This is a genomic window from Paenibacillus sp. N3/727, from assembly GCF_022637315.1.
In the GTDB taxonomy this organism is placed as follows: domain Bacteria; phylum Bacillota; class Bacilli; order Paenibacillales; family Paenibacillaceae; genus Paenibacillus_AQ; species Paenibacillus_AQ uliginis.
In genome coordinates, this window is record NZ_CP093336.1 from 3,188,667 (window position 1) to 3,201,494 (window position 12,828).

A 12,828-nucleotide genomic window follows, 5' to 3' on the forward strand; every position below is an offset into this window, starting at 1 on the left:
TAGAGGTGATCTGCCGGGAAAGGGATAAGGTTCTTGTCACCCGACAACGACTTCTTAATACTCAATTTCTCTAACTAGTTCAAAAGGCAATCATTTATCTTCTCTTTAATTTATCATAATTCCCCTTAAGTTATCGCCGCTTTTACTCTTCCTCAAGAATTTGCTTTCCCCCTCCAGATGCTCTTTAATGAACATAGTTCAATACTAAATTCCAAGAAATAAAAAAGCCGAATGGATCGTTCTCATCCACTCAGCTCATAGGATTATTTCACAATAATTTCTATAATATCGCTTACCGTTGTTCTACTTCCATTCATAAACTCACCGCGATATTGATAAATGCCAGGAGCTTTCCCTGAAATTTGTGTAATGGCCGATTGAGCACTTGGTGTTTGTGAAGATAAAGATTGCGTTTCAATAAGTTCGCCATTTTCATATAATTGATACTGTGCTGCGTTCGTACCCCACCACATATTCATCGTAACCTCATAATTGCCATCATGTAAGCCTGTCGCAACACCGCTATTATTCGAAAGTGTCGGTTTACCTGGCACCCCATTTGCAAGCAACGCCGGACTAACGGAATGCCGTTCGAACTTGACTGCATCAGCCCTCGTATAAATCATATCGGCAGGTAGAGTTGGCGGATCTACCGTTGTCGGAGTAACCCTGGTTAATCGAACATACTCGCTGCCGTCTCCAATAAAGTCGAACGTTCCTAGATTAACCCAACCCGACGAGCCGACGGTTGCATCGATATACGTGACCTCGGTAACCGACTGATGCTTCACTTCCACTTTGACATGATTATCGTTTGCCGTTGTATGAACGAGCTTGTAGATGGAGACCGTATATTTCCCCTCTGGAAACTGGCCTTTCCACGTCGCTGATGATCCTTGAACTGTAGAGTAACGGGATTTAACCCCAATTTTGTATCCGGCTAAATTGCTCTGGCTCCAAGACCCTTCTGTCGTGTATAACCCAGTCGTATTCGTGCTGTCGACAATAACCGTTAGGTCCCTGATCGTTATGGTCAAAGGCGGTGTTGTTAAGGTCACTCCGTCAATCTTTACTGTGGCCCATACCTCAATATGATCCGTTTCTCCATCGAGACTTAGAAGGGTCAACAAGCCGCTACTGTTCACTTCAGCCAGATCGGTTCGATTAACGAAATACTGCACGTTTGCCTGTGTCAGATCACCAATCAGACCGTTATCCAAATAGCCGGTTACGCTCAGTTGTGCGGTTTGAGTCATCTGAAGTTCGTCCCGATCCGACAGGATCACCGCAGACTCCAATTGCGGCATCTTGTTCGGGTCCACCCACATCATCGCATCGGCAACGACTCGTGACTTATTGGCCTTATTTGTTAATTCCACGTACCCACTATCGCCTGCTGCAAAAGGATAAGCACCCAGGTGCAACCAAGTCCCATTGGCCGTTGTCTCATCAATGGTAACCGTCTCGGAGCCCCCGCTATAATAAACGGTAAATGAGGCATTCGTTGCCCAATTCTCACTGGTAGCGGTTATTTGCGGAAGCTTGTAATACACACTGTAAGTAACACTTTCCGGAAGCTCAGGCCGCCATGCAATTCGGCTTGTCGCTGTGCCGGCAGTCGATTTAGCATACACATAGTTATCATAGTAATAGTCGTTAGCCGTTGTATCCCGTATCCAGACGCCTTCTGTCTCCGCCTCCGTATTATCCACGATGATAGATGAACCATCCTGCCAATCCGGTTGAACTGGCGTTTCCGTTACCTGATCAGGCAGATAGAGTGTCCGCTTGCGAGTCTGTTTCCCGTCCGATTCCACATAATAAGTGAAGGTTTGGGATAAATCGTTTACCCGTATCGACCATTCCATCGGATATATCGTATCTGGAATGGTCGTATACGTAGCCCCGCCATCCAAGGAATAATGGATCGTCGCTGGTTTCGTCGTTTTTACTTGCACATAAGCATCGTAGGCTGTTTCGTCGGGCTTGACGATCAGCATGCCTTTAACCGCATCGATTGGACTGTGGATATCGAAGAAATAGCTTGCATCCGATGAATCAGCAGTTCTGACTTGGTGCAGCGGCACATCAATATTGAGTCCTTCTACAATGATAGCGGTGATTCCCTTGCTTGAGACCGTGGCTTGAATGATTCCGCCACTCATAACCGCTTGCTCTGGTGTGCCATTGTCGCGGATGATGGTTACGGTATAATCTTGTGCCGGGTTGAACCCAATGATTTGCGCATTCAATTCAATCGAAGTCTGAACTTCATCTGACGATACGTTGCTTAGCCCGATGTAGAATTTATTCCCGCTCTCACCCGTTATCCAGTTCAATTGAGGATGGTTAGTCTGGATAATCCCCTTGGGCATCCAGAGCCAAACGTCCGAATTACCGTAGAAATAACCTGGTTTATTCCCATAAAGGTGATATTTGAACCATAAAAAATTCGTTTCGAATACGGAAGGAAATGTAATACTCCCGTTCGATTTCAATGTTTGTTCGCTGATCAAATAATCCATCGTCTGCCCAAGCTGCGCCGGCATATGGTGATAATAAATTGATGTAGCCCCGCTTGGGCCTTCCAGAGGAAACACCGGTTCAAGTTGACTAACGGCGAAGCCCTTATAGTAATAACCTGGATAGCTGGAATATCGACCAATAACCGCATTATGAGCAATATCCTGCAGCAGTTTATCACCTGTATAGAGCGACAATCTCAGCATGAATGGAGCTTCCTGGGCATTCATCCGATAATAACCGGTTGTACTTCCCGCCTCAAACGTCAATCCGTTGGGTGAAATAAGCCAACTGTCCGCTTGTACGCCTCCGGCTACATCTTCTGGGAGCTTGCTCCTAGGATATTCGTATTTACCGCTTTCCGGCCAATGGAACGATTCAGCGTAATTATACGTTTCCGGCTGAGGAATCGTAACGGTACCTTCAGGAACAGGACGAGCAACGAACATCGTGGCGTACTGTTTGGCTTCCTTGTACGCGGCATTCAAGTATTTGGGATCCTTCGTTTCCTCGTAAAGCTCCAAGATCTCCATCCACAGCTTGCTATAATAATAAATAAACTCATTTTTACTCACATTCACAGATGCAGGAGTATCGATATGTTGAATGATATAGCTGTCGGCTGCAGCCTTGGCAGCCTGTAAATACTGCGTATCCCCCGTCATACGATACATCATAAGGGGCTGAATGACAGGCCCCCGATCTTTCTGGTCAGGATCACGCACAAGGTACTCATCCTGCGCCAACGCCTCAATTCCTGCCGAAGTACCCATCATCTGATTGACAGCGGATACGCTTGAAACATCGAACGGCAGGGTTGCCATTTTCCATAGCGAAGGCACGCCGTATACTTTCTTCTGCGTTGGCGACCAACCGATACCATTACGCGATACGCCATACTGGATAGACGGCAGCGCTCTCGTATCGTAAAGCTGGTCATCCCCGGTCAAATAGTAAGCCCCCAGAAGAACCGCATTCGACGTTGTTCGAACACTATCCTCGTTCTCGATATCAATAAAGCCCTTGGCACGGCTCCACCACCCGCTAGGTGACGGGACATAATCAACAGAGTCATCACCTTGCGGCTCTATCTTAAGCAGATCGATCATATTGAACATCGCGTCAGTAAGCGACTGATCAGCGACATTTTCTCGGTATGCCGAATAACCGTATTCATTGCGAAGAATATCCTCGTAGACCTCATATAGACTGCTGTTTTCAGCGATTAGCCCCATATGAAATTGATAGGTGCTTTCTGCGGTCATTTGCGAATAAGTTCCTAACTGAGGAGCATAAATGATCGGCTGCACGCTGTCTTCGTTGTTGACAAGGCTCATGCCAAGCCGTTGTTTCGTAACGCCTCCCGTCGGTTCAAATTCAACCGGAAGCTCTTCCGAAGGTACAAATACCCCATACGTCAAAGGATTCCCCGCACCGTCACTTTTCTCAACCAGACTCATTGGAGCGCTCAGCTCCCTCAAACTTGTTGATTCCACCGTACCTACCATTTTTGCATGCGACCTAAATCCATTTAACACTTCATTGACGCCAGAGATAAGCTCTGTTGTGAAGGACTGATATCCAATCACATAATTGCCATCGCGGCGAGGCGTGAAGGCGAAGGAAACATCTGGTTTATCCCCTGCCATGGACCAGTTCACTTCAAAATCGTAATCACTGCCATGCATAGAATCGGTTAATACCGCCGTGTGGGTATCAGGAAAATGGATCCCGTCGAATGTAATCCAGCGTTTGTTCATCGTATCGTAGTAATTGGTTCGGCTCCCCGCATTCCCATCCAATAATACCCATTGCTCCTCAAGTCTTTCCGACACATTATTTATTGGCATCCAGTTTCCCGTGTCCGTGTGCTTGTAGAACATGTCACGAACGATGGATTTGCCCCCATCCCATGCTGCCTCATAGAAGGTCGCCTTATAGTTTGCATTTTCGATGCTGCCTTTTTCCGTGTAACTGAGATTCGCTAATGTGCGGCTCCGCAGCGCGGGCAACGGCGGTGCTTGCTGCCGGATATTCCCTTCGAACTTGACCGCATCGGCCCGAGTAATAATCGTGCCCGTCGTAGGTTGAGTTCGAGTCAGCCTGACAAATTCGGTATCATCACCACTGAAATCATACTCCCCCAAATCCACCCATCCAACGGATGGACCCGACGAAGGTCTAAGATCCATAAACATGACATCCGTAATCCCGTTGTGAACAACCTCAATCTTTACATTACTATCTGCTTTATCCGCCCAATCAAGCTTATAGAACGATATTCTCGCCTTCCCTGCTTCCAAGCGTGGATTCCATGTGATGCTTCTACCTACGGCGTCCGTATATTTGGAACTGGAATTATTATATCCCTTCACGCCCGCACTTGTGGTCCAATAAGGAGCAGAGAACCCGTTATTGGCATTACCTGCGTCAATGGTGACGACATTATCAATCGTGAGGCTTCCGTCATCAATGATGATCGTCTTATGTGGCTCTTTCTGTTGAATATTTCCTTCGAACTTGACCGCATCAGCGCGCGTAAGTATCGTGCTCGTGGTGTTCGTAGACCGGGTCAATTTAACGAATTCTTCACCAACCCCGGAAAAATAGTACTCTCCTAAATCAACCCATCCCGGAGGAGCGCCAAATGAGGGTCTCAGATCCATAAAGAGTACGTCCGTCGTTCCATTATGAACGATTTCGATTTTTACATCGCTATCAGCCTTATCCTCCCAGTTAAGCTTATATAACGATATTTTCGCCGTTCCTGCTTCCAAGCGTGGATTCCATGTTATCGTTCTGCCTGCTGTACTCGTATATTTGGAGCTGGAATTATCATACCCCTTCACCCCTGTGCTTGTGGTCCAATTTGGAGCCGAATATCCATTGTTCTCGTTACCCGCATCAGGTGTCACAACATCATTGATCTTGATGCTCCCGTCATCGATGATAATCGTCTGATAAGGTAAGGTCTCCGCATAAGCGGTCCTTATTCCAACCAGGCTGAAAGGAACTACTATCGTCAACATGAGAACGATTAAGAAAAACAGCTTCCTTTTGACCATACAACTCACAGCCTCTCCTTTTAATGATAACGCTTCCAAAATAATAATGCCCCTTTACTCGAATGATCGTAAAGAAGCAATTAGCCTTATCCTTCTGGCTAATCCCGCTCCGTCGTTTTTATCATAGCATGTCACATCACCGTGAAATTTCTTTCATTTCAAGAATTTCTTATAAAATTTTAAGTAAAAAAGAAACCTACATCATAACTAACCGCTCAACTGCAGTCAGATATTGATGTAGGTCTTCCAAGTGGACAAAGCTTAATCATCAATTATAATGGCGGCTGCACCAATAACAACTTCCCAAGCTGGATCACCGTTTGATCATACCAATCTGGATGCTGCCGAACATGCTCTCTACTTCGTTCATTGCCGCATGCCTCAAACACGGCCGCTTTGTCTGTCTTCTCGGTATCGACTTCGAAACGAACCGTATGTTTCCCATTCGGGAGCTCCGGCAAGAATACATACTGATTTCGATTATGATCGTTGTGTGGTGTGAATCGATCGACAAGAAAGGGTTCCCCTCCATCCACCGACACCTTCAATCTGCCAGAATCAGGCCCCCCGATATCGAATAACCCGATGTGGGTTCCCTCGAACTGCACCGTGATAGCCTCCCCGGGATCGACTGCTCGCCATAGGCCGGGGAACAACCAATTGTACTCACGCACTAAAGCAAAATCGTCGGGAGTCATATAAGACCATCCTGCCGAAAAAAGAGTAAGACTATCCAGTGTCAGCATGGTCGCATACTCCCAAGGATTAGCCGGGACCAAAGGGTCCTGAGGCAAGTAATGTTCGACCTTTCCCACGCGATCCCGAAGTTCGCTGATTTTCTCAAACGACCGGGTGATTGTATCCGTGTAAATCTGGTGACCTTCGGGAATAGTCGGATGGATCGAATCATGCGTAAAAATAACGGCTTCGGGAATGGACACGTCTGCCCTTGAGGTGAAAATGAGCTTTCCATCCGAAACCAATTGACTGACCGCTACGCCCAGATGAATCGAAGGAATGCCGTAATAGTCGGCGACTTCCTCTTGCATAAGAGCTCCCTTCTGGTATTCCCCAAACTGAAATAAGGCCACATCCCGCTCCTTCAGCGTATAAACGAACAGGATATCGGTAAACCGGCTGCGCTTGCGGATCTGTCGGACAATTCCTTCGATCCGCGCCTTGGATTCGGGAACTCCGCCATCGTTACCAACAAATTCAACAAACACGAGATCAGGCTGATGACGCAGTACATCTGTCTCCAAACGGGCGCAGCCGAGATCCGATCCTGTCCCAGAAATGCCTGCATTCACAGAGCGGATATCCGCATTGGGATATTGCCCTCGCAGCCAATCCGCCGTCATGATCCTGTATCCTTCAGAACGCGTATTACTGCCGCCAAAATAGACGATTGTTACTGTATCCCCATTTTCTAACTTATGAATGACATTAGGCAGCCCTCTTCGAGGGAAAAATTCCTTCATCGCGACTTCACCTGACCTCACTTAGCGTTTTTAGGAGCAAACCATTTTACAGCAAACACTTCAAAATAAGGCGAACCATAAGTTGCACAGAAATCAAACCGGATTCGGGTTACACCTTTTGCATCCACCTTATGTTTATTCAACGTAAGATAATTCCCACGGATTTTAATTTCACTTTCGGTTCCGTCTTCTAAGGTTAAGGTCACATCATAATCTTGGATAAGTGGCTCGATAGGATCGTCGAAATGCTCCAAATTCAGCTGCGAATTGAAAACAAGATGGATTTCATCCAGATTCTTGGGGCTTGCAAAACAGAATTCCAACCATTCCTGTCCTTCCGTACGTTCAGAAATCCAGCCGTTCGGCAGACCATAAGGTCTGGAGAAGCCGTTGACGACATTCGCGGGATTATACATATTCTGGGATGGTATCAGATCCTTGAAGCAAATGCTCTTATTGAATTTCTTCAGCCTGGACGGCTCTTCCGGCCTATAATGGAAGCTGACCGCTCCTGTCATTTTCTCTTCATTGCCGTGTACGGCAAGGCTCGCCGTACCTTCCAATACGATGTAGATTTTGTCGTCAGCCGGCTTCTTGCAGCCCAAGTCCAGCGTAATCCAGTCATCGTGACCAGCTGAAATAACCAAGCGGTAGTCTTTCAGCTCGCTGGTGGGAATATAGTTTTCCTTCCGCTCCCCGCCAAACAGCTTCACTTGCAAAGTTTCCGAATGCTCGGATCTATTTTTAATTTTGATCCGCACGCTTTCAGCCACGGATGTCTGAATCGGCAAGACCAAACATAACGCTTTCTCCAAGGAAATCTCTTCGGTTGGATGAGGATTATCATAGCTTCGCTGAGACGAGGCGCGAATAGTTAATCCGTCAGCGAAATAAGGATCCAACTCCTCTTGAAGCCCTACAATCGTTTGCCCGTCTCGAAGCAGCAGCGCTTGCAGCTCCCCCATATGAGCTTCGACGATGGCTGCCGGGTCTACCTCATATTTCAAGCATAACGAAGCAGCCGTTCCAACCGCCTGCCCCATACAACCGCAGGTTGCCATGACCCTTGTAGATCCGAAAGCCACATGGGTAGCGCTTATATTGCGGCCAGCGAACATCAGATTAGGAATATTGCGTGAAAATAAGCTGCGGAAAGGGATATTATACAATCCCGGCACAAAATTCCACGCTGTAGCCGGCCCCTCATCGTAGATGCCTTTATTCGCATGTAGATCCATATACCATCCTCCGACGGATACAGCATCTTCGAAATGAGGCTTTGCTGTAAGATCGTTCTGAGACAGCATGTGCTCCCCTATAAACCGCCTCGACTCCCGCTTTCCCGGAATCGGGCATACATAATCCAAGATGAGATTGTCCACATCATCAAACTCGCCGCTATTTTTGATATAATCCCATATCCCGTACACCAATTTCCGCAGTTCCAATGCGATGTCTTCATTATTCTTGATAATATCCATATGTCCGCCGTATTCCAGCCACCACAATCCGCCAAGCCCGTTGATTTTCCTTGGAAAAGACCGATGGTTTAAGCCTTTTCTGATACTATCGAAAAAGGCCAACTTCGTAATATCATACGCAAAGCCAGGCCTTTTGTAAGGAACGGAATAGTCTACGTCACGGGCTTGAAACAGAATCGTATCGCCCATGGTGTAATGATCCGCCACTTCAGGAGCCAACTCCTCCTTGTATTCATGCTTCGCCTCTCTTCCCCATCGGAAGTGAGCACCTGCTTGATATCCAACAATTCCATCGCCGGAGCAATCGATGTAGGTTCGGCTTTCAAAACGAAATTTTCTTTCGGAAGCCAATTGAAGGCCCTCCACCGATTTAATTCTGCCGTTCTCCATGCCCGTTTCATGCACGCATGTATTCAGGAATAGAGAAATGTTAGGCTCATCATAAACCATGTCCAACAAGACCGTATCCGAAAGCGAAAGCATAAGCTTCTTGTTGTATAACGGATTATAATGAAAGATCTTCAGCTTGAGTTCTTCTACCAACCCGCCCTCTCGAGCATAATAGGATGGACTGTTTCCGAGATATGCCGACCCGTTGATATGAACCCTGACCTCGCTGCTCGCATTTCCCCCAAGAACCGGCCGATCATTAATAAGTGAAACCTGCAGCCCTTGGCGTGCGGCAGCAATGGCAGCGCATATCCCAGCAATACCTCCGCCTACGACGGTTACATCTGCTTTTATAAGCTCCATTTTGATAACCTCCATGATTAGATGCTTCTATCATGGTAATTGTTTTGGTCCCCTTTTTTTTATAGGATTTCGCGAAAAACTCATACATTTTTTGCATCCTTATTTGGATTCGTACCGTGTCATTTTCATCCGGTATTGCTTAGGGGTATCACCCGTATATTCTTTAAATAGTTTGCAAAAGTAACCTTCATTGACGATGCCTACTTCCTCGCACAGTTCCAATAAAGAATAATCCTGAGCATTTAACAGCTCGAGAGCTAATTGGATTTTTTTACGGTTGATGTAGCTGATCACGCCTTCGTTCATTGTTTTTTTGAATAAGCTGCTAAAATACGATGGTGCTAAATTCACTTCCTCGGCAATAGCCTCCAACGTTAAACGCTGTTTCAGGTTTTTCTCTATAAAATGCATAGCACTCATGATTTCTGCACGATGTAATAGTTGGCCAGCGTGTACGTATTCGAATGTGAAGTCGCCAATATAGGCAAGCTGCTCCTGAAATGCCATAAATTCCATGGGGAATTCTGCTGCTTCCGTGGACAGCTTGTTCCCCGATTTAAACTTCTTGGTAATGTCTCTGTACAAGTCTCTAATCATCGGCGCCATGATGGACTTGTGGATTTTATGATCCGTAACAAATTGGTTCAGATCGGCGAATGCATTGTCCAGCTCTTCCTTGGAAATCTTCCTTTTCACCCATATAAGAAAATCAGCCAGTTTCTGCTGAAAGTCTGCTTTTTTGTCATTATGGTATTGGAACCGATGCATGGGTGTTTTTACTACTTTCTCTGTATGATAATAGAAATCCTCACTCACATTTTTAGCTTCCGTGTACGCTTGTTTGATCGATTCCCAGCCTCGGTGTGGACCTCCAAAAGCGACGGATACCCTTTGATTCAAATATTGATGCAAATGAGAGACGATCTGCCCTCCCAATGATTGGCAAGCATATTCCGTTTCCATATCACTGCGGTTATTTTCCCAGGATAGAAAGCCAATAAAACGATTATCGGACAGATCCGCAGCTACGCCACTGCCACCATTCATCATCGTTTCTTCGATTATATTCGTAATCGCATATTTCAAGATGTTTTGATCAGCAGCTGAGTATTCGTTTCGGAAACTTTCATACGTATTCATTTCAACTATGAAGCAGCAATAGTTAGCTTGAAAGAAATGGAACTGCATGCGATTGGCAAAATCCGATGCCCGATGAGAAGGAATTTCGCCTCTGATAAGTTCGTTAAAACATTGCTTGCGGACTCTATATTTATTTTCAAGCACGGATACGTTTAACGATTGAAATTCCGCTTCTTTTTTCTTAACCTCATTTAGAATTCCGGCTGCCTTATCTAAAGCTCGATCCAAATCCGCTTCCCTTAGCGGAACCTTTACAATGTACTCCAATACGTTGGCATGAATAGCTCGCTGGGCGTATTCAAAGGATGAATAGGCGGTCAAAAGTATGTATTGGGTACGGGGGAGCTCCGGCTTTAGCTGCTCAATCATGGAGATTCCATCCATTCGCGGCATAACGATATCGGATAATACGATATCCGGCTTAAGTTTTAAAATCTCCTCGATCCCATTCAGCCCATTATTGGCTCTTCCCACTAGAACAAATCGCCTATCCCTATGGGAGAGCTCGTTAAAAAACAATTCCAATCTTTGAATGATTAGGTCTTCATCGTCAACAATGAAGCAGGTATAGTCTCTCACCATTATGCATCTCCTTTTAGCAAGTCTGCCGGGAATAAGGCGCGTACACGGGTTATTTCCTTAGGTATGCTAATGATTTGGAGCCCAAATTGTTCTCCGTAGTGAAGTCTTATTCGGCCATGAATATTATTTAACCCGATTCTTTTCCTTTTTACTTCCACATCACTCGGTTCTGAAATTAAAATATGCTTTATTTTATCGGCTGGAATTCCCTCTCCTTGATCAACTACTTCTATGATGACGATGCCGCCCTCCCTGTACGCATGAATCGTAATAGGGCCTTCGATCCCCCCTCCGTTATAACCATGGAAGATACTATTCTCTACAAGGGGCTGCAGCAGCATTCGAAAAACCGGAAAATCCATTAACCCTGCTTCGATATTTTCAATCAAGTGGAAGTTTCTGTTATACCGGATGTTCTGGATCTCGATATAGTCCGCTACATTTCGTAATTCCTGGCGTAGGGAAACCTTCTCTGAAGCGTCATTTATCCCGTATTCCAATAATGAAATGAGCGACCCGATCACCACATCTACTTTCTCTATTTGTCCGAGGCGTATAACATTGCTGATCGAACCAAGCGTGTTATACAGAAAATGAGGATTTATTTGAGACTGAAGCACTTGGATTTCCAGCTTCCGCTCAAGTTCATTATGAAGCTCCGCTCGCCGAATCAGTTCCACAATTTGCTGCAGCATACGATCGAAGGCTCGGGAAAGATCACCAAACTCATCGTTTCGGTTAATCGTTATTGTAGTTGTGAGGAAGCCTTGCTCCACCCGCTTCATTTTTGTTTTGAGCGCATAGAGTGGATTCCTTATATATTTGGCAATAAAAAAAGAAATGAACAAACTTAAGAGAAGACCTGCAGCTAGAAGCTCGATATAATAGGTTTCCAATCTGGACAAAGCTGCTTTCAAGCGTGATTCATCGTTGATCGAGATAATGGTCCAGTTGAATTTCTCCGTCGGTTTTTTCAGAAGGTAGACCGGAATGCCATCCTTGGTATGCAGTTGAAGGCTTGTTTCTCTAGTATCCAGAATTTGTTCCACTGACGTTTCCCCGATTGAAAAAGTATGATCTTGAATATTCAGTGATCCTTTATTTTCAGAAAATCCGGCAATGATTTGACCCGATGCGGTGATCAGAGCCAGATTCATTTGTTCTTGTTTATTAATCTTGAACAAAGTTTCTTCAATGGCATTTAGATCCAAATCTACCGCAATGGCCATAGGAAACGGAGCGCCGTTCAGATATCGAACCATCGTAACTGTCCAGCCGGAATACTTAGATTTGTAAGGATCACTGACAAAGGTAGTCCTTCTGTTCTTGTCAGCCGCATCAAACAAAGGTTCTCTTTCAGATAAGGGTTCATCGAATATTCGGGTAGGTGTACTTCCGCCTAGAATGGATAAATCGCTTTTGATCAAATAAATATTACTGACGTAATTACTGTTGAGTTCATATAGCTCTCTTAATTGCTTTTTAATCACTTCCGTATTGTCAATGTTGGCTTTCACCGATGTTTCGACCGAGAAGAGGATCGTCTGGAAGGAGGAAAAATTAACGGTGAAATACTGGTCTACCTTGTCAAGTATTTGGTTGGTGTAATAAATGTCATTGGTTCTTATTTCCTTTTGGACATAGCGATAAGACAATTGGCTTATCAAGATTATGCAGCTTAATACAAATGCAAACACGATAAAAAATAATTTTAAAGGCAAGCTGATTCTTCTTCGCATCGATCATCTTCCTTTTAATTCCGTATTAAGCTAAGAATAGCATATGATAATAAAGAGAGGGGCT

Annotated in this window: 5 protein-coding genes; all 5 read right to left on the minus strand. The window is 45.3% G+C overall.

Translation table 11 applies throughout. From position 1 onward, the window contains the following. Positions 1-263: 263 nt before the first annotated feature. Positions 264-5,588 carry a golvesin C-terminal-like domain-containing protein gene (locus MNQ98_RS14595; RefSeq protein WP_241928911.1) on the minus strand — a complete coding sequence of 1,775 codons (5,325 nt, stop codon included), beginning with the start codon at positions 5,586-5,588 and terminating at the stop codon, positions 264-266. A 272-nt stretch (positions 5,589-5,860) separates the two neighbouring features. Further along, positions 5,861-7,069, minus strand: coding sequence for an SGNH/GDSL hydrolase family protein (locus MNQ98_RS14600; protein WP_241928912.1), 1,209 nt, complete (start codon positions 7,067-7,069; stop codon positions 5,861-5,863). A gap of 17 nt (positions 7,070-7,086) precedes the next feature. Further along, entirely contained in the window at positions 7,087-9,303 is a 2,217-nt protein-coding gene (locus tag MNQ98_RS14605) for an FAD-dependent oxidoreductase (protein WP_241928913.1), read from the minus strand. A gap of 99 nt (positions 9,304-9,402) precedes the next feature. Then, positions 9,403-11,025, minus strand: coding sequence for an AraC family transcriptional regulator (locus tag MNQ98_RS14610; protein WP_241928914.1), 1,623 nt, complete (start codon positions 11,023-11,025; stop codon positions 9,403-9,405). Continuing rightward, the gene (locus MNQ98_RS14615) at positions 11,025-12,764 is read right to left on the minus strand and encodes a sensor histidine kinase (RefSeq protein WP_241928915.1); all 1,740 of its coding nucleotides are present in this window, start codon (positions 12,762-12,764) and stop codon (positions 11,025-11,027) included. The genes MNQ98_RS14610 and MNQ98_RS14615 overlap by 1 nt, the downstream gene beginning before the upstream one ends. Between the last annotated feature and the right edge of the window lie 64 nt (positions 12,765-12,828).

Coding starts and splice junctions, on each gene's coding strand:
- MNQ98_RS14605 (WP_241928913.1), bottom strand. CDS start 9,303: ATGGAGCTTATAAAAGCAGATGTAACCGTCGTAGGCGGAGGTATTGCT.
- MNQ98_RS14595 (WP_241928911.1), bottom strand. CDS start 5,588: ATGGTCAAAAGGAAGCTGTTTTTCTTAATCGTTCTCATGTTGACGATA.
- MNQ98_RS14600 (WP_241928912.1), bottom strand. CDS start 7,069: ATGAAGGAATTTTTCCCTCGAAGAGGGCTGCCTAATGTCATTCATAAG.
- MNQ98_RS14610 (WP_241928914.1), bottom strand. CDS start 11,025: ATGGTGAGAGACTATACCTGCTTCATTGTTGACGATGAAGACCTAATC.
- MNQ98_RS14615 (WP_241928915.1), bottom strand. CDS start 12,764: ATGCGAAGAAGAATCAGCTTGCCTTTAAAATTATTTTTTATCGTGTTT.